This window comes from Brevibacterium yomogidense (genome assembly GCF_900163715.1).
Lineage (GTDB): Bacteria > Actinomycetota > Actinomycetes > Actinomycetales > Brevibacteriaceae > Brevibacterium > Brevibacterium yomogidense_A.
The window spans coordinates 60,692-83,144 of the sequence record NZ_FWFF01000003.1 but is presented as its reverse complement, the minus strand read 5'-3'; the positions used below and the strand labels follow the sequence as shown (position 1 = coordinate 83,144).

The following is a 22,453-nucleotide window of genomic DNA, read 5'->3' as shown; positions in this document are numbered from 1 at the left end:
TCATCTGTGCTCCTCATCCTTCCTTGCGCGGGAACCAGTCGGCCGGGGCCGGCTCGGTGTTCTGGTAGATGTGCTTGGGCTCGACGTACTCGCCCATGCCGGACGGGCCGAGCTCACGGCCGATCCCGGACTGCTTGAAGCCGCCCCACTCCGCCTGCGGCAGGTAGGGGTGGTAGTCGTTGATCCAGATCGTGCCGTGGCGCAGCTTGCGCGAGACGCGGTTGGCGACACCCGCGTCCGAGGTCCACACGGCACCTGCGAGCCCGTACTCGGTGTGGTTGGCGGTCTGGATCGCCTCCGCCTCAGTGGAGAAGGTCTCCACGGTGATGACGGGACCGAAGCCCTCCTCGATCACGGCGGGGTTGTCGCGGGTGCACTGGTCCAGGACCGTCGGGGCGTAGAAGAAGCCGTTCGCGTGCTCCTCGCCGCCCCAGTGACCGCCGACCCGCAGGCGCGCGCCGGCCTCGACGCCGCGCGTGACGTAGTCGGTGACCTTGTCGCGGTGCTCCTGCGAGATGAGCGGTCCGGTCTCCGCCTTCTCGTCGAACGGGCCGCCCATGACGATGCCCTCAGCACGGCTGACCAGCTCGTCGACGAAGCGCTCTGCGATCGTGTCCTGCACGATCAGGCGCGTGCCGGCCGAGCACACGAGCCCGGAATCCAGGAATGCGGCGGTCAGCGCATTGTCGACCGCCGCCTCGAAATCGGCGTCGGCGAAGACGACGTTCGGGTTCTTGCCGCCCAGCTCCAGGGCGACCTTCTTCACCGTCGCGGCCGCGGATTCGGAGATCTTCCGACCGGTGACGGCGCCGCCTGTGAAGGACACCAGGTCGATGTCCGGGTGAGTGGAGAGGGGCGCCCCCACGGTGCCGCCGGCGCCCAGCACCAGGTTCGCCACGCCAGCGGGCAGGCCTGCCGCTTCGAGCACCTCCATGAGGAGCATCGACGTGTGCGGGGTGAGTTCCGCAGGCTTGAGGATAAACGAGTTGCCGGCGGCCAGCGCGGGGGCGACCTTCCAGGACGCCTGCAGTAGCGGGAAGTTCCACGGGGTGATCATCCCGCAGACGCCCACGGGCTCGTAGACGACGCGGGAGATCACGGACGAATCGCCCGCGTCGACCAGGCGACCCGGATTCTGATCCGCGATCTTCCCGAAGTAGCGGAAGGCTGAGGCGATGTCGTCCATGTCGCCTTCGGCCTCGACCAGCCGCTTGCCGGTGTCCAGGGCCTCTGCGCGGGCGAAGTCGTCCTTGCGCGCGGTTATGCCGTCTGCGACGCGCAGCAGGAGGTCGCCGCGCTCGGATGCGGGCCGGTCGGCCCAGACGCCGTCGTCGAAGGCGCGGCGCGCGGCCGCGATGGCTCGCTCGACGTCCTCAGGCGTGGCCTCGGAGACGACCCCGACCTCGGCGCCGTCGGCCGGGCAGGTCACCGTGCGGGTGCCTCCGTCGGACGAGGCGACCCAGGATCCGTCGATGTACAGGGTGGTTGCGTCGGATGTCGTCATCGCGATTCTCCTTCTGCAGGTGCTGCGGATTCGTCGGGTGCTGCTGGGGTTGCTGCTGGGGTTGCTGCTGCGGATTCGTCGGTGTCGAGTTCGTCGACGACCGCCTGGTCTGTGTCCCACCACTGATCCGGGATTTCGGAGTCCATCCGCGCGGCGGGTGCTCCCTTGTCCCCGGTCAGCGTCATGAACGCGACGTGGGCGTCATAGGCGTCGAGCACGTCGGAGATGACCTGGTCCTTCGTGTACCCCATGATGTCCTGTCCGCGGGAACCGGTCGCGGAGAAGACCTCGAGCTGGAAGTAGACGTCCTTCGTGACCGCGAGGTTCGCGGCGAAGCTGGGCACCGGGTAGGCGACGGGGTACGCCTGGTACTTGAAGTCCTCCTGCTCCGGGAAGTGGACCGTGAGGTCGATGTGGGGGATCGGGTAGTCGGAGTGCTCGCCGCGATGGCAGTGGACGTCTGCCCCGAGCTTCTGAAGCTCCGCGGCGACCTCCTCGACCGCCGGTGCCGCGACGTTGTTGACGTAGCGGGTGATCTGCGGTGCGGAGGCATACGACATCCGGCGCGTGAGCCGCTGGCGCCAGCTGCCGCGTTCGCCGCCCTCACGGATCCGGCTGTTGAGCACATCCGGCATGGACGCGATCTGGGAGTCCAGGGTCAGGCGCTCGGACCTCAGCACTTTGAACAGGCTGAACATCACCAGGTAGACGACGATCGACAGCGGCAGGCCGACCACGACGGTCGCCGCCTGCAGCGTGTAGACGCCGTCGATGAACAGCATGGAGAGGGTCAGGGCGCCGGTGATGACCGCCCAGACGATCCGCAGCCACGGAGCGCCGTCGGAGTCCTTGACGGACGCCTTCGACGTCATGTTCGCCATCACCAGGGAACCGGAGTCCGCGGAGGTGACATAGAAGAACAGGCCCGTGACGACCGCGAGACCCACGGTGAACAGGGAGCCCGGGTACTGCTCCAGCAGGTTGAAGAACCCGGATTCGGGCAGTTCCACCGCCAGATTCATGAACTCCTCGTCCCCGGCCTTGAAGAAGGTCAGGGCCGCATTGCCGAAGATCGAGACCCACAGCAGGATGAAGGCGAAGGGGATCAGCAGGACGCCGATCACGAACTGGCGCAGCGTGCGTCCGCGGGAGATGCGGGCGAGGAAGAGGCTGACGAACGGCGCCCAGGCGATCCACCAGGCCCAGAAGAACAGCGTCCAGTCGGCCATCCACTGATCCGCCGGGTAGTCCGGCGAACCGGTCTCGTGCGCGAAGGTGTTCATCATCATCGACGGGAAGCCGGAGAAGAAGTCGCCGATGTTCTGGACCAGGGCGTTGAGCAGGTGGGCCGTCTGGCCGGAGAACAGCACCCACAGCATGAGGATGACTGCGAGGAACACGTTCAGCTCTGACAGGCGACGGATGCCCTTGTCGACGCCGGAGACGGTCGACAGGATCGTGATGAAGACGGCCAGTGCCATGATCGCGATCTGGATGCCGATCGAGGTCGGGATGCCGAACATCGAGGACAGGCCGAAGTTCAGGAAGACGACGCCGATGCCCAGCGACACGGAGATTCCGAAGATCGTGCCGATCGTCGCGGCGATCTCCACCGAGTGGCCGATGGGGCCGTGGATCCGCTTGCCGAAGATCGGGGCGAGGGCGGACCGGATGCTGAGCGGCAGGTGGTAGCGGTAGGCGAAGAGGCCGAAGGCCATGCCCATGAGCGCGTACATCGCCCAGCCGGGGATGCCGTAGTGGAAGATCGTCCAGATCGGTGCCCAGCGGGCCGCTTCGGGGGACATCGCTTCGACGTCAGGCGGCGTGAGGAAGTTCGTGGCGGGTCCGGAGATGCCGAAGAACATGAGGTCGACGCCGATGCCGGCGGCGAACAGCATCGCGGCCCAGGTGAACATGTTGAACTTCGGCTTGGAGTGGTCCGGCCCCATCTTCGTGCGACCCACGCGGGAGAACGCGACGATGAGGACGAACACCACCACGATGGTGGCAGTCAGCACGTAGTACCAGCCGAAGTTCGTCGCGATCCAGCCCATCGCGCCGAAGATCACGGTCTCCGCCTGTCCCGGCAGGAGCGCCGCCCACAGGACGAACGCGACGATGATGACGGCTGAGCCGATGAAGACCGGCCAGTTGACGGGTGAGCGCTTGCCGGCCGGCTCGGTGTGGGCGTCGGGGCCCGGCGGGGGACTCTGATCCTCTACGGCTGCTGCCACTGGCTTGCTTCCTCTCGTTCCGGCGCGCGAGCGGTGGCTCAGTCCTCGCCGGTGCAGAATCGACGTCTGATGGTGGTGATGCGGTCACGCAGCGTGTTCAGCTGGTGAGACCGCAGACCCGATTCACAGTATGCGCCGACTGCATTGTTTGCTAGCGCTGAGCGGCTTTCGACGCGGGTTTGAGAGACGACTCACGAAAGTTACCCGTAAGTACAGTACGAGTTCCCTGACCGGTCATGTCCGCCGTGACCGGCTTACTCGCCCAGCCCGGACGATTCGTCGCGCAGCCGCGGTTCCACGCGCTTCTCAGGGTGGAACCCGGACTTGTCCGAGTAGAACGCGCGGATCCGGTCCATGTCCGCCTTCACGTCACCGGTCAGCTCGATGGTCGGTCCCAGCCCCGTCGTCATCGTGGGGCGGTCGACGTATCCCAGGGTGACGGGCATGCCGGTCTCCCGGGCGATGCGGTAGAAGCCGGACTTCCAGTGCGTGTGCCCCGACCGCGTGCCGTCCGGGGTGACGACCAGGCCGAACACCTTGCCCGCATGCACCTGCCGCACCACGTCCGTGACCACGCTGGTCGGGTTCGCGCGATCGACCGGCATCCCGCCCAGGCCGCGCATGATCGGACCGCGCCAGCCCGCGAAGAGGCTGTTCTTCCCCAACCACCGCACGTCGATCCCCAGTCGCCAGGCGATGCCCAGCATCAGGATGAAGTCCCAGTTCGAGGTGTGGGGTGCACCGATGAGGATCGTCGGCCGGTCGGGCGCCGGCTGCGTCGACAGCTTCCAGGGGCTGAGGAACCAGAAGGCACGGGATACGAGGCGTCTGAGCACGACATCACTGTAGAGCACCGCTCCCATGCCCCGCCGCTGGCGGCGGGCTCCGCGCCGACTGCACCGGAACCCGTGCCGTCCGCGCCGGGTTCCACAGCCGGGCGGCGGGGCTGACTGCTGTTGCAGATCAGCACCATGAAGTCCGCCGGTGTGCCGTGTGCCGTATGCGAGACTGATCGGCATGGGGAAGCCTCCGCGAAGCGCGGCTCTGGATCTGTGGCACCGGTGGGTCCTCACGTGCATGCGGCGCGCATCCTTCGTCCGCGTGCGGAGCGGCGGAGCAGTCCCGGGGCCGCGTCGTCGCCCCCGACTCATCGTCTCGAGTCACCGCAACGGGGCGATCGACGGTGCGCTGGTCCAGTCGGCCTTCCCCCATGCGCAGTACCTCGTGTCGATGCAGCTGCTGCGCGGCCCGCTCCGCCTGCTCTTCACCGGCATTCCAGTCATCCGGCAGCGCGACGTCGAACGCTATGGGATGGACCGTTCGAGTGTGAACGACCCGGTGAGCGCTGGCGTTGATCATCTGAGGGCCGGCGGTGATCTGGTGATCTTCCCCGAAGGCACCAGCGAATGGCAGCACACGGCCGGCGCCTACCAGCGCGGTGCTGCGAAGATCGTCTGCCGCCTGCAGGAAGCGGGCGTCGACGTCGACGTCATCCCCGTGGGCCTGTTCTATCTGGCGCCGGAGCGGTTCGGCACGATGGCGGAACTGTGGTGCGGGCCCGACGTCGACCTGCCGCCGGACACGGACGGGCCACGCATCGAGAGGGAGAAGCGCGCGCACGCGATTCTCTCCGAGGCACTCGATGCGGTATCGGTGCACTGCCCGGATCCGCAGACCTTCGACATCGTGCAGCGGCGGGCGACCGATCGAGCGAGAGCAGGGGAGTCGTTCGCCGCGTCATTCCTCGACGAGCAGGCCGCGGCGGTGCCGGGCATGGCCGGCACCGCCGTTGCCGACGGGGGCCCGGCTGCCGGCTCGGCTGTCTCCGCGGAGCCGGTCACGGCCTCGGGCCCGGCCTCTGCCGCGACTGCGGCTCCGTCGCCGTGGCCCCGCCGACTGGGGATCGCTCTCCACTGGCTGTTCGCGCCGGTCCTCCTCGCGGGTTGGTTCGCAGGCACGAAGGCCGATGCGCGGAACACCGTGACGTTCTTCCGGAGCCTGGGCGGCAGCGCGGGGGTGGTGATCTGGCTCGTCCTTGTGGTGGTCGGCGGAGTGTGGATGACCCTCGCCGGTGCCGGAGCGACTGCGGCGGCGGTGGCGGGAGCGGGTGTGGTCAGTGCAGTGCTCGGGCGCCTGATCCTCCGCGCTCGCCGCTGGCAGCCCGACACAGCACCGATGGACACCGGCCTTCTGAACAGTGCCGCTCGCGACGCCGCACAGAACACCGAGCTCACCTGACCCGCCCGACTGACTCACTGATGTGCCCCACCGCTCAGCCCCGCAGAGGAGACTCCATGTCCCGCATCATCGCTTTCGCGCACGACGACGCCACGCGCCTGGACGTGTCCGGTGGCAAGGGCGCAAGCCTGGCGAAGTCCGCCCGCGAGCTCCCCGTCCCGCCCGGCGTCATCGTCACCGCTGAGGCATACGAGCAGTTCCTCGCACCCCTGCGGAAGCAGATCACGCAGATCGTGCGGGAGTCGTCGACGGAGGACGCGTCCGCCGCGATCCAAGAGCTCGTGATGACGACGGACTTCGACCCGGGCTGGATCGGGGACGTCGAGGCGGCACTGCAGCAGAACGGTCTGTCCGACTATGCGGTCGCCGTCCGGTCATCGGGCACGATGGAAGACCTGCCGGGCGCCGCGTTCGCCGGCCAGCACGACACGTTCCTGGGGGAGCGGGGTGCGGAGTCGATCGCCCTCGCGGTCCGACGCTGCTATGCCTCCCTGTGGAACGCGCACGCGATGAAGTACCGGGACCGGTTGGGACTCGACCACCTGCAGGCGTCGATGGCGGTCGTCGTCCAGCGCATGGTGGAGGTGAGCGCGCGTGAGGCGGCAGGAGTCGCGTTCTCGATCGATCCCGTGCGCGGCGACCTCACGACGGTGCTCGTGAACGCCTCCTACGGCCTTGGCGAAACAGTGGTCGGCGGCGAAGCGGAAGTGGACGAGTACCTGCTCAGCCGTGACGGTGCGGAGGAGCGCGAGGTCCGCCTCGCCCACAAGCCCCGGGCGCTGGTCGTCGTCGCCGATGGTGGGACGGAGGAGGTCGCGGTGGATGCCGCGCTCGCCGACCGGGCAGCGATCGAACAGGCCGACCGCACGGCCGTCGCCCAGCTGGCAGTGCGCGCGGAGGAGCACTTCGGCTTCCCGCAGGACATCGAATGGGCGATCACCGACGGTGAGCTGTTCCTCCTGCAGTCCCGGCCGGTCACGCGCGTGGCCGCCCGCTGGACCCGTGACGAATCAGCGGAGCGCTACCCGAACCCGGTCACGCCGCTCACGTGGGACCTCGTCGAGGCTGGTTTCCACCAGTCGCTCAATCACAGCTTCCAGCTCATGGGGCTGCCGCCGTTCGGAGACAAGTGGTTCGCGATGCGCGACAGCTACATCTACGGCAACCAGACAGCGGTCGAGCTCTACAGCGGCCGCTTCCCAGCGGCCATGTTCCGCGACGCCGATGCCATCCGCGAAGCGCTGCCGGAGATCGCCCGCCGCTACGCGTGGGTGCAGGACCTGCCGGTGCAGTGGATGCGCGACCTCGACACCTACCTGCTGGGCATCGGCCGTCTGAACCACGAGCCGTTGGACGACAAGGACCTCGAGCAGCTGTGGGACCACGTGCTGCAGATCAGCGATCTGGGCACCGACTACTTCCTGCCGAACATCGCCATCTCGCTCACACAGAGCACCCTCTACAAGGGCCTGCTCACGCTGCTGCAGGTGGGGTTGCCCGCAGACCAGGCGCAGGGCGTCTTCGATCAGCTGCTCGCGCAGACCGACACGAAGACTGGGCAGGTGAACGACGAACTCTGGGAGCTGTCACGCACCATCCGGACGACGCCCGGACTGCTCGAGTGGCTGGACGCCGTGCCATCGGCCGAAGGCCGCATCGAAGAGCTGCGCGCGGAGTTCCCCGGGTTCATGAAGGACCTCGACGGGTTCCTGGCGCGGCACGGGCACCGGGAGCTGGACTTCGACGCCTACCACCCCACCTGGGTCGAGGCGCCGCACATCGTCGTCAACCAGCTGCGCGTCCTGGCCCATCGCGAGGAGGAGGCGCAGACGTCTCCCAACCAGCTGCGCGCCCAGCAGGCCGAGGTCGAGCGCCGCGTCCTGGACGCGGTCCCCGACGACCTGCGCTACTTCCTCCAAGAGGTCATCCGCCTGGCGCGCACGTACACGGCGCTCGATGACCTCGAGCACTACCAGACCACGCGGCTCACCCTCCCGATGCGGCGCGCGCTGCGCGCACTGGGGGCGCGGCTGGTGGAGCACGGGGCGCTGGAGAGCCGCGACGACGTCTACTTCCTGCACGTCGACGATGTGGAGAAGGCCGTGCGGGACGGTTCCGCGGAGGCGCTGGCGGCCCTGCGTCCGCAGGCCGAGCAGCAGAAGGCGGTCTACATCGCAGCGACCCGGTCCGATCCGGACTGGGTCTACGGTCAGAGCGACACCGCCGAGGTCCCGACCGACGCAGATCTGCAGGGCACTGCGGGCAGCCCGGGCCAGACCGAGGCCGAGGTGTACGTCGTCCACAGTCCCGACGACTTCCCGCTTTTCCCTGCCGGTGCGATCCTCGTGGCGCGCACGACGAATCCGGCCTGGACGGCGCTGTTCTACCAGGCGGCCGGGGTCATCACGGAGAGCGGCGGCGCGCTGTCGCACGGTGCGGTCACCGCGCGAGAACTGGGCATCCCCGCCGTCATGAGCGTGCGAGACGCGATGAAGAGGCTGGAGAACGGGCAGCGCGTCCGTCTGGACGGGAGCCAGGGGACGGTCACGGTCCTGTGAGCGAGCAGCGAGCGCGGCTGCTGGCGGCGGGTGCTGGCGCGGGTGCTGGCGAGGCTGCGGCGCGGGTGCGGCGCGGCTATGGCGGCCACCGCGTCATCGAGTGAGTGGAACCTGGTCCATATCGGCGATCGTGGGGCCGGATTGCACTCACTCGATCGTGGGATGTGGTGTGGAGAAGGGCGCGGCGCTGGTCTCCGTGTCTCAGGACTCGGGGTTCAGCTGTGCGGCTGCGGCTTCGCGGTGGGCCGGATCGCCCGTCTCCAGCGCGTAGAGTCCGTACCCCACGGCGTTCGCGGAGAACATCTCCGCGCAGTGTTCGGCGAGCCGCGGCCAGATGTGGCCGCCGCCTGCGCCGTACTGCGTCAGCATCTGCTCGAATGCGTTCGGTGAGGCGGCGACCCGGTAGAACATGAAGTCCTGCGCCGGATCGCCGACCGCCGCGGTGGTCCAGTCGAGCACGGCGGTGATCGCGTCATCGACGACGAGGGTGTGGGCCGGATAGACCTCCCCGTGGGTGAGGACGCTCCACGGCGGCCAGTAGCTGTCTTCGCGCAGCCAGGCGTCCCACCGCGCGATGAGGTGATCCGCGACGTCGAACTCCGCGGTGACGCGGGCGATGTCCTCGTGCCACTTCTCGCGCACCTGCGTAGGCGTCCTCACCGCGATGCCGGAATCTGTGACTTCAGCGGGATCGATGCCGTGCAGCTCGCTGAGGAAGTCACCCAGGCTCTCCGAATACGCGTCGGAGGAGATATCGGTGTGCCACTGGGGCTCGCCCTGCTCCGTGAGGGTGAGGCCGGGCTCGCCGGGAAGGAGCGGATATGCGATGAGGTCCGGGGTCTGGATGCGCCAGTCCGGCACGGCGGGGGAGACGTGCGGTGCGACGATGCGCAGCAGGTGGCCCTCCACCTCGGCGCGGTCGAGGACATCGGGGCGTCGGGGGAGGCGCAGGACCCAGTCGTCTCCGGTGACGGTGCGGGCGATGGCCACGCGGAAATCGAGGCCCATCTCGTTGACTGCGATCGTCGCGGGGTCCAGGGTGAGGCCGTGCTCCGCGGCGATGCGGTGGACGGTGTGCGAGAGGTCGGTCGGTGAGCCATCCATCCGTCCAGGCTCCCACACCTCGGCAGGGGTTCCCACAGGGCGGCATGTGCGCATCGATTGATGCAGGTGCGCGACGCGGACTCCTGCACGGGCGGAGCCCTCGTCACGGGGGCAAGGATGTGATTCGCTGGACACCTGGAAGGAGGCGTCCATGATCGACGCACCGACATTCATCGTCACGACTCCGGATGATGCTCGACTCTGCGCGCAGTCCTTCGGTGATGAGGCTGCGCCTGCGATCGTGCTTGTGGGAGGTGCGACATGGTCGATGGACTGGTGGGAGGACGAGCTCTGCCGCCGGATCGCGGCCCGCGGCTGCCGCGTGATCCGGTACGACGCTCGCGACACGGGTGAGTCGACGTCCTACCCGGTCGGCGCCCCCGGGTACACGGGAGCGGACCTCGCCTCCGATGTCCTCGCGATCCTTGACCACCTCGGCCTCGCGCGGGCGCACCTCGTCGGGCTGTCGATGGGCGGCGGAATCGTCCAGCGGGTCGCACTCGAGCACCCCGACCGTGTGGCCTCCCTGACGCTCATCGCGACGACCCCGGTCGAGGCGGTGGGTGAGGAACTGCCCGAGCCGACCGCCCGGCTGCAGGAAGCGCTCGCGGTCGAGCAGACTCCTCCCGATTGGACGGACCGCGACGCAGTCATCTCCCACATCGTCGACGGGGCACGTCCGTTCGCGGGGGATTCATTCAGCGACGAGCACGTCCGCGCGCTGGCGGGCCGTGTCGTGGATCGATCGCGTGACATCCGGGCGAGCCTGTCCAACCATTTCCATGCCGCCGAGGTCCCGCTCGCCGACCCGGATCTGGAGCGGCTCGCCGGTCTGCGCGCGCTGGTCATCCACGGCACGGCGGATCCGCTGTTCCCACTGGAGCACGGCAGGGCCGTCGCACGGCTCCTTCCGCGTGCACGCGTGCTCGAACTGGCAGGGATGGGCCATGAGCTCCCGCCGCACTTCGTCTGGCCCGCTGTCATCCATGAGCTCGTCGCCCTCTCCCGCGGCTGAGTACGACCCCGCTGACTGAGTGGAACCCGGCCCGTTTCGGACGAATCGGGCCGGGTTGCACTCACTCGAGCTGAGGTGGGAGGGGCGTTCTCCCTCGAGGAGGGTGAGTGCTGCGTTCCCACTCGACCTGCCCCCAGCCGTGGGGTCAGCCGGCGTCCGCGTCGGTGCGAGCCTCACGCGTCGTGGGTCCGTGCGAGTCCCTGATGAAGAACGCGCCGATGATCCCCAGGAACGAGACCGTCCCGGCGACGAAGAACGACACGTTCGCGCCGTGGATCGGGCCTGCGGGACCGTATACCTCGGGGTCCCGTGCCGCGGCGACCATGACGGTGACGAGGACTGCGGTCCCCACCGACGCTGCGACCTGCCGCATGGTGTTGTTGAGCGCGGTGCCGTGGGGGATGAGCCGCTGTGGGAGCTGGTTCAGCGCCGCAGTCGTCACCGGCATGATGACCATCGCAGTGCCCAGCATGCGCGCGGTGTTGACCGCCGCGATGTAGAAGAACGTGGTGTCGACGGAGAGCAGGGCGAGCATGAACGTCGACACGGTCAGCAGCGTGAAGCCGATGACTGCGAGCCACTTGGCACCGACTGCGTCGAAGATGCGGCCGGTCACCGGCGACATGAGTCCCATGAGCACCGCGCCCGGAAGCAGAGCCAGACCTGATTCCATCGCCGTGAAGTCGCTCATGTTCTGCATGAACATCGGGATGATGAGCATCCCGCCGATCATGGCGATGAACACGGACATGCCGAGCACCGTGTTGAGGGTGAACATCGGGTACTTCAGCACACGCAGCTCGAGGAGCGGTTCGTCGAGCTTCAGCTGGCGGAGGATGAACCAGGCCAGGGTGACGGCTCCGATGGCCAGGGGGACCAGGACCTCGGCGCTGGTCCAGCCGGCATCGCCGGCACCGCCGAAGCCGAACAGCAGCCCGCCGAATCCGAACGACGACAGGATGATCGACAGGACGTCCAGGCGCGGGTGCGTTCGTTCGGTGACGTTCCGGAGGATGAAGTACGCGACCACCGTCGCGACGAGGGCGATCGGCAGCATCATGTAGAACAGGACCTGCCACGGGAGGTGGTCGACGATCCAGCCGGAGAGGCTCGGCCCGATCGCGGGTGCGAAGGAGATGACGAGGCCGAACGTGCCCATCGCGGTCCCGCGCTTGTGGACCGGGAAGATCGCGAACAGGATCGTCTGCATGAGCGGGATGATGAGCCCGCCGCTCGTGGCCTGGACGACGCGTCCCAGCAGCAGCACGGGATAGATGGGCGCGAACGCACAGATGACCGTTCCCGCGATGAAGAGGCCCATGGCGGTGAGGAACAGACCGCGCGTCGTGAACTTCTGGATGAGGAATGCGGTGACGGGGATCATGATGCCGTTGACCAGCATGAAGATCGTGGTCACCCACTGGGCTTCGCTGGCGGTGATGCCGAATTCCAGCATGAACGCGGGCAGCGCCGTGTTGAGGAGCGTCTGGTTGAGGATGATGACGAACGCGCCGGACAGCAGGACGCCCATGACGATGTTGCGATTGACCGGCGACTGGCCGTCGGCTCCCGCTGTGCCTGACTCACTCATGCGGGTTCCCTCCTGCCTGCGAGGCTGCGTCTGAGGCGCTCGCGTCGACGGGCGCGTGTGAGAGAAGACCCTGCTCGAGCATGTCGAATGCGGACACGAGCAGATCGCTCAGCTTCGTGTCGTCGCTCGCGGTCCACCGCTGTATTGCGATGCGCATGACGGATCCCGCCACACCGGCGACGAGCGCGGGGCGCAGATCCGATTCCGGGTCCGTGCCCAGTCGCTCTGCGACCGCGTCTCTGAGCGCCTGCTCCATCAGTGCGTGCTGCCCCAGCTGGCGCGAGGTGAGGGTCGGATGCTGCTGCACGAGCTTCTGCCGCGCGAGCGTGCGATCGCGATCCGTGTTCATGAGGGAGAAGAGGTCATGCTCCGTGATCACGGCCCGGATCGCGTGGAGGGGAGACTCCTCCGCGGGCCGCGCGACGATCGCCGGATGCAGTGCCGACGCGGCTGCTGCGGCGTCAGTCACCAGCGCGTCCTCCTTGTGGGAGAAGTAGTTGAAGAACGTGCGCGGCGAGATCTCCGCTGCCTGGGCGATCGCCTCGACGGTGAGCTCCTCGAGGCCGTGCTCCATCGCGAGGTCCAGGGCGACCCGACGGATCATGCGTCGGGTCTCCAGCTTCTTCCGTTCGCGCAGGCTGATGTCTGGTGGTGTCTCGTGTGTTGTCATCGCGCGAATTACAGTACGCGCATAATTGCACTGACTGCAAGGAGAGGCGACGGCCGTCACACCCGTCGTGTGCACGGGGGCGCGGATACCCTGGGACGGTGTCCGAGTTCGAGAGGTACTTCGCCGAGGTGGTGCGCAAGCGGCGACGTGACGCGATCAAGCTGATCGTCGTGTCGTCCCTGTTCGTCGTGGCCGGGGTTGTCATCGTGGTCGGCCCGGGCCATCCGATCGGTCTGCTCTGCCTGCTGTTCTTCGGCGGATGCCTGCTGGTCGGCATCGCGCAGCTCATCGGCGAGGAGCGGTTGGTCGGTCGGGTGCTCCTCGTCGCCGCCGCCGGTGCGACTGCGGTGGGCTGCGCGTTCTGCGCCCTCCTCGAATCACTCGGCGTGCCGGTGATCGGCGGATGGCGCTACGCCCCCGGGTTCACGATCCCCGCGTTCGCGATCGGTGCGCTCTTCTACGGCGCCGCCGCGGTCATCGGCCTTATTCGACTCGTCCGGTTCGTCCGGGGTGATTGGGCGAGGACGCCCGCGCGCAGCAGGCGTCGCCGGAGGTGACTGCCAGCGGCGCCGGGGTCGTGAGCGGTGACCCGCGCGGGACCTCGGCAGCGGGATGCGGCCACAATGGGAGGGTGACGACCACGATCAGCTCTCCCGTGCAGCGATTCGACCGTGCCCTCGCGGGGCTGTCGCCGGGGTACTTCGCGCTCGTCATGGCGACGGGCATCGTGGCGATCGGTCTGGACACCGTGGGCGTCGGATGGGCGGCGACGATCCTCCTGGTGATCGCGCTCGTCGCATATGTGGTGCTGGCCCTGCTCTACGCGCTGCGCTGGTTCCGCCATCGCGAGCGGGTGAAGGCGGACCAGCGCGACCCGGAGAAGACATTCGGCTACTTCACGATCGTGGCTGGCACGGGTGTGCTGTCGGTCGGCCTGCTGGAGACGCGGTTCGCGCCGGTGTCCGTGGGCCTGGTGGTCGTGGCGGCCGCGGTGTGGCTGGTGCTCGGATACGTGCTGCCGTGGCAGGTCCTCATGGCGCGCGATGGGGAGCCGATCCTCGCCCGCACCAACGGCACGTGGTTCATCTGGTCGGTGGGTTCGCAGTCGGTGGCCGTCGCGCTCGCAGCAGTCCTGCCGCTGGTCCCGCAGTACTCGCACCTCATCGGCATCCTCACGGTGATGTCGTGGTCCGTCGGCACGCTGCTCTATGCCGGCATCGCCGTGCTCGTGACGCTGCGCTTCGTCCACCACGGTGTGACTCCGGAGCAGTTCGATGCGCCGTACTGGGTCGCGATGGGAGCGCTGGCGATATCCGTCGTCGCAGGCGCCGGCATCGCAGACATGCCGTCGACGCCGATGATCGATGCCTCGCGGTCACTCGTCAGTGCGACGGTCGTCATCTTCTGGTGCTTCGCCGCGTGGCTCATCCCCATGTTCGCGGGCGCCGGGATCTGGCGGCACGTCGTCCACCGGGTGCCCCTGCGCTACACGCCCGCACTGTGGTCGATGGTCTTCCCGCTGGGGATGTTCGCGGTCGCGTCGCTCCAGCTGGGTCGGGTCGACCGCATCCCCGCGCTCGAGGCCGTGGGCACCGTCTTCCTGGGCGTCGCCGTGTGCGCGTGGCTGGCGGTGGCCGTGGGCTTCGTCGTCAGCAGCGTGCGGCGCGTCAGGGGCTGACGGTCACGGTTCAGGGGTCGACGGTCACGGTTCACGGGCCGACCGTCATGCCTCAGAGATTGGTGGTCACGTCCGCTTCTTCGCGCAGTTCTGTGGCGAGGGCGTCAGTCGCCTCTGCCTCCTTCTGCTGCGTCACCTGATCCTCGAGCTGCGGCTTCATGTCCTCGAACGGGGGCATCTCCTGCGGCTGCTGGGCCTGCTGACCCTGCTGGGGCTGCTGCGCCATCTGCTCCTGCTGCGACTTCGCCTGGTCGTAGGCCTCCTGCAGCTCCTCCTCGCTCGCCTCGAACCCGCCGTTCTCGTCCTCGACGAGCTTGCCGACGGTCTCCTGCGAGGTGAGCTGCTCGCGGACCTCTTCCTCCGGCATGCCCTGCTGCTCCATGGCGGCGAGGAAGTCGTCGGCGCTCATCTGGTTCGTCTCGGCCGTCTCCGTGAGGGCCTCGTCGACCTGGGAATCGTCGACCTCGATGCCGCGGTCGGTGGCCTCCTGCTCGAGGAGCTCGACGCCGATGAGGCTGTCCAGCGTGTCGCTCTTCAGCTTGTCCTGATCGACTTCCTGGCCCGATGCCTGCGACTGCATCGCCATCTGCTGGAACTGGCTCTCGTAGACCCCGGTGAACTCGTCCTTCGTGATCTCCGTGCCGTTGACGTCTGCGACGACGTCGGGAATGCCTTCGAGGTCGGGTTCCGGTGCCGCGGGCTGCTCGCCTTCGGCCGCTGCGCCACCGGCTGCGGGGTCCTGCCCCTGTTCCGCGGCGGGAGTCTCCTGCCCTTCGGGGGCGGCCTCCGAGCCGCCGGAGCCGCCGCATGCCGCGACCGTCAGTGCGAAGCCGACCGCACCGATTCCCATGCCCATCGTTCGAAACTGCACGCGTACTCCTGACTGAAGACTGTTCGTCTGCGGTCGCCCGAGCGTGCGGGCGATGCTCGCTGGCCAACCCTCGACGGTACCGAAGCCGACTGACCGGCGCGCGTGCCCTGTCTGAGCGCGGGCTGGATCGTGCGGATTCCGCGGGGGTTGGGGCGTGGTCTGCGCGGTGCCGGCTGTGCGGTGCCGGCTGTGCATCACTGGTTGCGAGTGATCGGTCGGGCTGGTGAGTTGTGTCCGTGGCTCATGCGAATGTTCGGTTATGAAAGCGAACACGAAATCCGCAGAGGCGGAACGCATTGTCCGGGACGCAGCGCTGGCGCTCATGACCCCAGAGATGGGGGAGTGCCTCGTCTGCTTCGTCGACCGTCAGCTGCGCAGCTTCGGCTGCGACAACACCCACCGCTTCACGCTGCAGTACCGGGACGCCTCCGCGCCTCGCGCGACCGCGATCGTCAAACGGCTCTCCCGGCTGGGTGCATGCTGCTGCGACTGCGAGATCTTCCTCAACGCCTACGAACCGGCGTTCGCGCTGTGGTCCAGGGACCGGTGGGTCGAGGACGCGCAGGGGGAGGCGACCTGCCTCGAGGGCGGTCCGCCGGACGTCATGCCCCCGTGCGCGGGTGTGCGGCGGGGCGCGGTGAACCCGTGCGGCAATTGGGAGCGTCCGCTCCGCGGATGGTGATGCCGGGGCTATCGCAATCGCTATGGCTGCCGCTGCCGCTGACCCTGGTGCTGATCAGGTGAGGCTCCGGGCGAAGTCGACGAGCGCATCGTGGCCCACCAGTTCGCCGGAGACCAGCGGCAGCTCGGTCAGCGGAACGTGGGGAAGCGCGGCCCTCACCCGGTGCAGCTGCGGCTCTTCGACGTCACGGCGCGCGCTCAGCAGCTCACCTGCGTCCGCGGGCGACCGGCGGTTGGCGACGAGCGCTGCGAGGGGGACGTGGAGATCCGTCAGCGAATCGGCGAGCTCCAGCGTCTCCGCCACGGGCATCCGCTCCGGAGTGAAGACGATGAGGAACCCCGTGCGCGCACGATCCGTCACGACCGCGCGCAGGTTCTCGAATCGGTCCCTGCGCCGGATGAGGGTGCGACGCAGCTCTGCATCCGCCGCCGTTGCAGGATCATCGCCGGAGGTGCCCGCAATGCTGCGCATCGCTGACGCGTACCGCTCGGAGCGATCACGGTTCTTCAGCAGCGATTCCGTCCACGTGGTGAGCTGTCCCGGCAGCGAGAGGAGCCTGAGGGTGTGCCCGGACGGCGCGGTGTCGAAGACGACCAGGTCGTACTCGTCCATGCCCAGTGCGGCGGCGTCGGCCACTCGTTCGAGGACCGCGGCCTCGAAGCTGCCCGGAGCTTCGCGCGCCATCTCGAGGTGACGCTCGGCGTGAGGACGCATGCGTTCAGGCAGCATCCGTCGCATTGTCCGCTCGACGGACGCGAGGTGCCGATCCAGGGTCGCTCGCGGGTCGATCTCCATCCCATCGACGAGGCCGCCGGCGGACCCATCCTCTGTGAAGGTCGCCAGCCGCACGGGTTCATCGCCGACCGCGCGATCCCACAGGTGTCCCAGATTGTGGGCGGGGTCCGTGGAGACGACGAGCACTCGGGCGCCTTCGAGTGCCCGGGCAACGGCGACAGTCGAGGCGACGGTCGTCTTGCCGACCCCTCCCTTGCCTCCGACGAAGACGACACGGAGTCCGCCGATCGCAGTCAGCAGCATGCTATGTGGTCCAGAGGTGAGTCGGGCATGCCCATGCGTCGGTGCCATGCGTGGAAGTCCTGGTAGAGGCTGGGGAGGAACTCCGCCGTGTAGTAGGCGGCAGGGTCGGGGACGCCCAGCGCCTCGCCCAGCACGATGAGGGTGAAGAAATCGTCCTCATCGCGCTTCTCGCGGGCGAACATCTGCCGGTACGGGCCCTTGTAGAACTCTTCCAGACCGTCACGGAACGCGGCCCAGCGCTGGGCGAGATCCATCGCCCAGGGCCGGGCCGCGTTCGAACCGGTGCCGTCGGTCACTGATCAGACCTCTTCGCGCACCGCGACGAGCTTCTCGTCTTCATCGGCGTGCTCCGGCGGCTCCTTGGTCGCACGGATGATCGCTCTGATTCCTTCGATCGCCACGAGCACACTGCTCACGATGATGACGCAGTCGATGATGAACAGCAGCCAGTCCTGGCTTCCCGGTGCGGCGAAGCTGAAGAGCTGCTCGATCGCCGCCCAGAAGGACATGGTGAACACGAGCGCCAGCGGGATGAGCGCCGGCCACGGATTGCGCCGCTTCCGGATCAGCATGACTGCCAGGATCATGAGCGTGAGCGATGCCATCAGCTGATTGGTCGTGCCGAAGAGGGGCCAGATGCGCAGACCGCCTTCAGCGCCCAGGCCCTGCGAGAACGTGAGGCCCATGCCGAGCACCAGGACGACGCCGGTCGCGGCGTACTTGCCGACCTTGAGATTGACGCGCTCGCCCATCTCCTGGACGACGAACCGCATGAGGCGGAACCCGGTGTCCAGCGATGTCGCAGCGAACAGCACTGCCATCGTCGCAAGGACGGTGGCGCTCAGCGAAGCAGGCAGGCCGAGACCGGCCTCCATGAGCATGCCGCCGCCCTGGACGAACGACTGGATGCCGGCGTCACCGAAGGCGCTGTAGAGCTCTTCCCACTCTGCGACGGTGCGCAGACCCGCAGAGATCGCGATGATCGTGCCGAGTGCCAGCAGGCCTTCGCCCACCGCACCGAAGTAGCCGACGAACCGCGAGTCGGTCTCCTTGTCGAGCTGCTTCGAACTGGTGCCGGAGGACACCATGCCGTGGAAGCCGGAGATCGCGCCGCAGGCGATCGTGACGAACAGCAGCGGAACGATGCTGGGTGTGCCGTCCGGCACATTCATGTTGAAGGCGGGCGCCACGATCTCGTGCGCACCGTCGGAGACGAACATGCCGATGACAACAGCGCCGTAGAGGAGGATGAGCCCGATGAAGAGCTGCACGCCGTTGATGTAGTCACGCGGCTGCAGAAGCACCCACACCGGCAGCAGCGACGCGAACGCGCCGTAGATGAACAGCATGAGGATCCAGAAGACCGTCGGCGTCATGCCGAGGAAGTTCTCTGGAATGACGACTGGCACCGCGTCGCCCAGCACGATGAGCGCATAGAGGGCGACGACGCCCACGATGGTGACGGGCAGCAGCGGCATGCGCAGGCGGTACACCGCCACGCCGACCAGCAGTGCGACGCCGATCGCGCCCCAGGTCGGGATGACCGCGGAGGGGGTGGAGATGAGGAGGTTGGTGATGACCACGGAGAACGCGGCGATCACCATGAGGAGGAGGATGAAGATGACGATGAGGAACAGTCCCGCTCCGCGCTTGCCGATGTAGCGGCCGGACAGCGAGCCGATGGACTGTCCCTTGTTCCGCACGGAGGCCCACAGGGCGCCGAAGTCGTGCATCCCTGCGAAGAAGACCGTGCCGATCGTCACCCAGAGGAATGCGGGGACCCAACCCCAGATGAGGGCGACGGCCGGGCCCACGATGGGGGCGGCGCCTGCGACTGAGGTGAAGTGGTGACCCCAGAGGACGAACTTGTTGGTGGGAACGTAGTCGACCCCGTCGCGCAGTTCGTGCGCGGGAGTGCGGAAGCTGTCGTTCAGCTGATACACGCGATTCGCGAGGTACTTCGAGTACACGAAGTACCCGAGTGCCAGGATCGCGAGGCCGATCGCCATGAGGAGGACGGGACTCATCCGGTGTGCCTTTCGTCGCTGCGTCGTTGCACAGACATGATCGTTGTCAAAGCGAGGTACTGCGGTAGTCTACCTACCTCATCGTTTCATGTGAACGACCTTGGCGATCGGTGTGAGCAGTGTCGGTCTGCGCTGGTGACCTACGCCTTCTTCTCCCGCGGCACGCGGCCCATGAGGTAGAACTCGGGGTTGGGCTGCATGCCGCCCACCAGCGCCATCCGGTTCGACAGGCCGAAGAATGCGGTGATCGCTGCGATGTCCCACGCGTCCTCATCGTCGAACCCGTGGGCCGCGAGAGCCTCGTGGTCCGCGTCGCTGATGGCAGCCGGCTCTTCCGTCACCTTCATTGCGAAGTCGAGCATCGCCCGCTGGCGGTCGGTGATGTCCGCATGCCGATGGTCGACGGCGACCTGATCTGCGACGTACGGGTCCTTCGACAGGATCCGCAGCACCGCGCCGTGGGCGACGACGCAGTACAGACAGCCGTTGGCCGCCGAGGTCGTCGTCACGATCATCTCCCGGTCCGCCTTCGTGAGGCCGCCGGTCTCCTTCTCCATGAGCGCGTCGTAGTACGCGAAGAACGCGCGGAACTCCGCCGGCCTCCGCGCCAGGCCCAGGAAGACGTTCGGGACGAACCCGGTCTTCTCCGCCACAGCGAGGATCTGCTCGCGGATGTCGTCAGGAACGTTCTCGATGTCCTCATACGGATAGCGCATGGCCCCACACTAGCGACCTGTGTCACACTCCGCCTCGCGGCGCGCTGGAGGCCCGGAGCTCTGAGGACGCCTCAGCCCGGCGCGCGGATCGCGCTACCGTGTAGCCATGAGCTCGCTGGCGATGAAACCCGACCTCGCTGCACTGGTCACCGCCGAAGGTGACGGTGGCACCGTGGACGTGCGCTGCCCGTTCGACGGCACACCCATCGGCACGCTCCCGCGGTCCTCTCGAGAGGATGTCGCAACGGGGTTCGACCGTGCCCGTGGAGCGCAGGAGCGCTGGGAGCGCACACCGATGCGTGACCGTGTCGCTGTCCTCACGCGCTTCCGCGATCTGGTGCTCGACCACAACTCCGAACTCCTCACCTGGATCCAGCGGGAGACCGGCAAGTCCCGAGCCAGCGCGTTCGAAGAGGTGACGGACGTGGCACTGTGGGCCGGGTATCTGGCCCACCGCGGCCCCGCAGCGCTGAAGGACCGTCGACGATCTGGAGCGATCCCGCTCCTCACCAGCACGGTCGAACGGCGGGTGCCCTACGGGGTCGTCGGCGTCATCACGCCGTGGAACTACCCGTTCACGCTTCCCGTGACGGACTCCCTGCCCGCGCTGCTGGCGGGCAATGCAGTGGTCCTCAAGCCGGATGACAAGACACCCCACACCGCGCTGTACGCGCTGTCGCTGCTCGAGGAGGCGGGCCTGCCGCCCGGTCTGCTCCAGATTGTCCTGGGGGACGGGCCCGAGGTCGGGGGAGAGGTCGTCGAGCACGCCGACCACATGGTGTTCACAGGGTCGACGGCGACGGGCCGGACCCTCGCGACCCGCTGCGCAGATCGGCTCATCGGATTCTCCGCAGAGCTGGGTGGGAAGAACCCGCTGCTCGTGCTGGAAGACGCGGATGTCGAACGGGCCGCCGTCGGCGCGGTGACCGCGTGCTTCTCGAACTCCGGGCAGCTGTGCATCAGCATGGAGCGCATCTACGTCCACGACTCCCAGTGGGACGCGTTCACGCATCGGTTCCTCGAGCACGTGAGCGCGATGGACGTCCGTGCGGGCCTGACCTGGGAGGCGGACATGGGGTCGCTCATCAGTGCACAGCAGCTGGAGACCGTCACCCGGCACGTCGACGATGCAGTTGCGCAGGGTGCGCGCGTCCTCGCGGGAGGACGGGCCCGCCCGGACCTCGGCCCCTATTTCTATGAGCCCACCGTGCTCACTGATGTGCAGGCTGGCATGGAGGCGCACAGTGGGGAGACGTTCGGACCTGTCGTGAGCCTCTACCGCGTCAGCAGCGACGACGAAGCGATCGCTGCGGCGAATGACACCCCGTACGGGCTCAACGCGAGTGTCTGGTCGAAGAGCCGCGGCCCCCAGGTCGCTCGTCGCCTGCAGGCCGGGAGTGTGAATATCAACGAGGGGTACGCGGCGACGTGGGCCTCTCACGATGCTCCGATGGGCGGCGTGAAGGACTCCGGGCTGGGACGTCGTCACGGGACAGAGGGCATCCTCGGATACACGGAGTCGCAGACCATCGCCCAGCAGCGCCTCGTCCCCGTGTCCGGACCACCCGGGATGACACGTGAACGGTGGGCTTCGATCATGCACGCGGGGGTCCGCGTGCTCAGCCGGTTCAACTGAAACCGGTTCACTCAAGTCAGGTTCACCTACGACGCGAAGGACTCTCCATGCGGCATCCTCTTCCCGGGGCCACCTTCCTGGTCACCGGCGGCGGCAGCGGGATCGGACGCCTGCTCTCGCTGCGTGCGGCCGACGAAGGCGCCCACGTCGTCATCTGGGACCTCTCCGCCTCCGCGGGCGAGTCGGTCCGCGATGAGATCCGAGCACGCGGCGGTCATGCTGATTCCTATGCGATCGACGTGACCGATCGCGAGGCGGTGAAGACTGCTGCCGAGGTCGTGGGCCCCGTCGACATCCTGGTGAACAACGCGGGGGTCGTGACCGGCAAGAGACTGCTGGATGCGACGGAGGAGGAGATCGAGCGCACCTTCGACGTGAATGTCATGGCGCTCTACTGGACGACCCGCGCGTTCCTGGGAGGCATGATCGAGCGCCGGCACGGGGCCGTCATGACCGTGTCGAGCGCAGCGGGGCTCGTGGGGGTCGCCAAGCAGACCGACTACTCCGCCAGCAAGTTCGCCGCGTTCGGGTTCGCGGAATCGCTTCGAGCGGAGCTCGCGAAGGACGCGACAGGCGTCGACTCGCTGGTCGCCTGCCCGTTCTACATCGACACGGGGATGTTCGCCGGCGTGCGCACGAAGGTCCCGCGCCTGCTGCCGATCCTCGACCAGGACTACGCCGCGGGCAGGATCCTCACCGCGATCGTTGAAGGGCGCCAGCAGCTCGTGATGCCGCGCATGGTGGGAGTCATCCCCGCTGCGCGGCTGCTGCCGGTGAAGCTGTTCGACCGCGTCATGAACCTCTTCGGCGTGAACGACACGATGGACGCCTTCACCGGGCGAGGACGTGACCTGCCCGACACAACGGGGCCAGCAGTCCGATGAATTCCGG

The 22,453-nt window shown here is 67.8% G+C and carries 19 protein-coding genes; 8 read left to right on the top strand and 11 right to left on the bottom strand.

Translation table 11 applies throughout. The features are described 5' to 3' along the window. Nucleotides 1-13: 13 nt before the first annotated feature. The 3 genes from FM105_RS03090 to FM105_RS03080 form a co-directional block, all read right to left on the bottom strand. Nucleotides 14-1,504, bottom strand: a complete 1,491-nt coding sequence (locus tag FM105_RS03090; protein WP_087004633.1) for an aldehyde dehydrogenase family protein — start codon at nucleotides 1,502-1,504, stop codon at nucleotides 14-16. Beyond that, nucleotides 1,501-3,738, bottom strand: a complete 2,238-nt coding sequence (betT, locus tag FM105_RS03085) for a choline BCCT transporter BetT (RefSeq protein ID WP_179207042.1) — start codon at nucleotides 3,736-3,738, stop codon at nucleotides 1,501-1,503. Before betT ends, FM105_RS03090 begins: the two co-directional genes overlap by 4 nt. Nucleotides 3,739-3,992: 254 nt before the next feature. Beyond that, nucleotides 3,993-4,574, bottom strand: coding sequence for a 1-acyl-sn-glycerol-3-phosphate acyltransferase (locus FM105_RS03080; RefSeq protein ID WP_087004937.1), 582 nt, complete (start codon nucleotides 4,572-4,574; stop codon nucleotides 3,993-3,995). Between the two features lie 181 nt (nucleotides 4,575-4,755). On the opposite strand from FM105_RS03080, the gene FM105_RS03075 reads away from it, so the two are divergent. Together FM105_RS03075 and FM105_RS03070 are read left to right on the top strand one after the other, a co-directional pair. Then, complete coding sequence (locus FM105_RS03075) at nucleotides 4,756-5,976, top strand: 1-acyl-sn-glycerol-3-phosphate acyltransferase (protein WP_087004626.1); 1,221 nt, start codon at nucleotides 4,756-4,758, stop codon at nucleotides 5,974-5,976. A gap of 56 nt (nucleotides 5,977-6,032) precedes the next feature. Then, nucleotides 6,033-8,534: a PEP/pyruvate-binding domain-containing protein gene (locus FM105_RS03070; RefSeq protein WP_087004623.1), complete on the top strand. Its 2,502-nt coding sequence runs from the start codon at nucleotides 6,033-6,035 to the stop codon at nucleotides 8,532-8,534. A gap of 201 nt (nucleotides 8,535-8,735) precedes the next feature. Here the strand turns inward: FM105_RS03070 and FM105_RS03065 are convergent, their stop codons facing one another. Next, a complete protein-coding gene (locus FM105_RS03065; RefSeq protein WP_087004620.1) occupies nucleotides 8,736-9,638 on the bottom strand; it encodes a macrolide 2'-phosphotransferase in 903 nt (300 codons plus the stop codon). A 151-nt stretch (nucleotides 9,639-9,789) separates the two neighbouring features. On the opposite strand from FM105_RS03065, the gene FM105_RS03060 reads away from it, so the two are divergent. Beyond that, nucleotides 9,790-10,653: an alpha/beta fold hydrolase gene (locus FM105_RS03060; protein ID WP_087004617.1), complete on the top strand. Its 864-nt coding sequence runs from the start codon at nucleotides 9,790-9,792 to the stop codon at nucleotides 10,651-10,653. A 145-nt stretch (nucleotides 10,654-10,798) separates the two neighbouring features. Here FM105_RS03060 and FM105_RS03055 read toward each other — a convergent pair whose 3' ends face one another. Beyond that, complete coding sequence (locus FM105_RS03055; RefSeq protein WP_087004614.1) at nucleotides 10,799-12,244, bottom strand: MDR family MFS transporter; 1,446 nt, start codon at nucleotides 12,242-12,244, stop codon at nucleotides 10,799-10,801. Then, nucleotides 12,237-12,914, bottom strand: a complete 678-nt coding sequence (locus FM105_RS03050; RefSeq protein ID WP_087004613.1) for an acyl-CoA-like ligand-binding transcription factor — start codon at nucleotides 12,912-12,914, stop codon at nucleotides 12,237-12,239. The genes FM105_RS03055 and FM105_RS03050 overlap by 8 nt, the downstream gene beginning before the upstream one ends. Nucleotides 12,915-13,012: 98 nt before the next feature. On the opposite strand from FM105_RS03050, the gene FM105_RS03045 reads away from it, so the two are divergent. Together FM105_RS03045 and FM105_RS03040 are read left to right on the top strand one after the other, a co-directional pair. Next, on the top strand, nucleotides 13,013-13,471 hold the full coding sequence (locus FM105_RS03045) for a hypothetical protein (RefSeq protein WP_087004610.1): 459 nt from the start codon (nucleotides 13,013-13,015) through the stop codon (nucleotides 13,469-13,471). Between the two features lie 74 nt (nucleotides 13,472-13,545). After that, complete coding sequence (locus FM105_RS03040; protein ID WP_256970190.1) at nucleotides 13,546-14,592, top strand: tellurite resistance/C4-dicarboxylate transporter family protein; 1,047 nt, start codon at nucleotides 13,546-13,548, stop codon at nucleotides 14,590-14,592. A gap of 52 nt (nucleotides 14,593-14,644) precedes the next feature. Here the strand turns inward: FM105_RS03040 and FM105_RS03035 are convergent, their stop codons facing one another. Continuing rightward, nucleotides 14,645-15,463: a SurA N-terminal domain-containing protein gene (locus tag FM105_RS03035; protein WP_256970189.1), complete on the bottom strand. Its 819-nt coding sequence runs from the start codon at nucleotides 15,461-15,463 to the stop codon at nucleotides 14,645-14,647. Between the two features lie 259 nt (nucleotides 15,464-15,722). Here FM105_RS03035 and FM105_RS03030 point away from each other — a divergent pair, with 259 nt between their 5' ends. After that, nucleotides 15,723-16,145: a DUF2695 domain-containing protein gene (locus FM105_RS03030; RefSeq protein ID WP_087004603.1), complete on the top strand. Its 423-nt coding sequence runs from the start codon at nucleotides 15,723-15,725 to the stop codon at nucleotides 16,143-16,145. Between the two features lie 54 nt (nucleotides 16,146-16,199). On the opposite strand, the gene FM105_RS03025 is transcribed toward FM105_RS03030, so the two are convergent. The 4 genes from FM105_RS03025 to FM105_RS03010 all read right to left on the bottom strand — a co-directional run bounded on the left by FM105_RS03025 (nucleotide 16,200) and on the right by FM105_RS03010 (nucleotide 19,926). Continuing rightward, nucleotides 16,200-17,183, bottom strand: a complete 984-nt coding sequence (locus FM105_RS03025) for an ArsA family ATPase (RefSeq protein ID WP_087004600.1) — start codon at nucleotides 17,181-17,183, stop codon at nucleotides 16,200-16,202. Beyond that, nucleotides 17,174-17,437 carry a cory-CC-star protein gene (locus FM105_RS03020; RefSeq protein WP_087004931.1) on the bottom strand — a complete coding sequence of 88 codons (264 nt, stop codon included), beginning with the start codon at nucleotides 17,435-17,437 and terminating at the stop codon, nucleotides 17,174-17,176. Before FM105_RS03020 ends, FM105_RS03025 begins: the two co-directional genes overlap by 10 nt. Nucleotides 17,438-17,482: 45 nt before the next feature. Next, entirely contained in the window at nucleotides 17,483-19,210 is a 1,728-nt protein-coding gene (locus FM105_RS03015) for a carbon starvation CstA family protein (protein ID WP_087004597.1), read from the bottom strand. 140 nt (nucleotides 19,211-19,350) lie between these two features. Then, the gene (locus tag FM105_RS03010; RefSeq protein WP_087004594.1) at nucleotides 19,351-19,926 is read right to left on the bottom strand and encodes a peroxidase-related enzyme; all 576 of its coding nucleotides are present in this window, start codon (nucleotides 19,924-19,926) and stop codon (nucleotides 19,351-19,353) included. A gap of 106 nt (nucleotides 19,927-20,032) precedes the next feature. Here FM105_RS03010 and FM105_RS03005 point away from each other — a divergent pair, with 106 nt between their 5' ends. Further along, nucleotides 20,033-21,562 carry a succinic semialdehyde dehydrogenase gene (locus FM105_RS03005; protein WP_087004591.1) on the top strand — a complete coding sequence of 510 codons (1,530 nt, stop codon included), beginning with the start codon at nucleotides 20,033-20,035 and terminating at the stop codon, nucleotides 21,560-21,562. Between the two features lie 47 nt (nucleotides 21,563-21,609). Continuing rightward, nucleotides 21,610-22,446, top strand: a complete 837-nt coding sequence (locus FM105_RS03000; RefSeq protein WP_087004588.1) for an SDR family oxidoreductase — start codon at nucleotides 21,610-21,612, stop codon at nucleotides 22,444-22,446. The last annotated feature ends 7 nt before the right edge of the window (nucleotides 22,447-22,453 follow it).

Bases quoted from the DNA above. Each gene is read 5' to 3' on its own strand.
- FM105_RS03090 (WP_087004633.1), bottom strand. From the start codon at position 1,504: ATGACGACATCCGACGCAACCACCCTGTACATCGACGGATCCTGGGTC.
- FM105_RS03075 (WP_087004626.1), top strand. From the start codon at position 4,756: ATGGGGAAGCCTCCGCGAAGCGCGGCTCTGGATCTGTGGCACCGGTGG.
- FM105_RS03070 (WP_087004623.1), top strand. From the start codon at position 6,033: ATGTCCCGCATCATCGCTTTCGCGCACGACGACGCCACGCGCCTGGAC.
- FM105_RS03065 (WP_087004620.1), bottom strand. From the start codon at position 9,638: ATGGATGGCTCACCGACCGACCTCTCGCACACCGTCCACCGCATCGCC.
- FM105_RS03060 (WP_087004617.1), top strand. From the start codon at position 9,790: ATGATCGACGCACCGACATTCATCGTCACGACTCCGGATGATGCTCGA.
- FM105_RS03055 (WP_087004614.1), bottom strand. From the start codon at position 12,244: ATGAGTGAGTCAGGCACAGCGGGAGCCGACGGCCAGTCGCCGGTCAAT.
- FM105_RS03050 (WP_087004613.1), bottom strand. From the start codon at position 12,914: ATGACAACACACGAGACACCACCAGACATCAGCCTGCGCGAACGGAAG.
- FM105_RS03030 (WP_087004603.1), top strand. From the start codon at position 15,723: ATGAAAGCGAACACGAAATCCGCAGAGGCGGAACGCATTGTCCGGGAC.
- FM105_RS03025 (WP_087004600.1), bottom strand. From the start codon at position 17,183: ATGCTGCTGACTGCGATCGGCGGACTCCGTGTCGTCTTCGTCGGAGGC.
- FM105_RS03020 (WP_087004931.1), bottom strand. From the start codon at position 17,437: ATGGATCTCGCCCAGCGCTGGGCCGCGTTCCGTGACGGTCTGGAAGAG.
- FM105_RS03015 (WP_087004597.1), bottom strand. From the start codon at position 19,210: ATGAGTCCCGTCCTCCTCATGGCGATCGGCCTCGCGATCCTGGCACTC.
- FM105_RS03010 (WP_087004594.1), bottom strand. From the start codon at position 19,926: ATGCGCTATCCGTATGAGGACATCGAGAACGTTCCTGACGACATCCGC.
- FM105_RS03005 (WP_087004591.1), top strand. From the start codon at position 20,033: ATGAGCTCGCTGGCGATGAAACCCGACCTCGCTGCACTGGTCACCGCC.
- FM105_RS03000 (WP_087004588.1), top strand. From the start codon at position 21,610: ATGCGGCATCCTCTTCCCGGGGCCACCTTCCTGGTCACCGGCGGCGGC.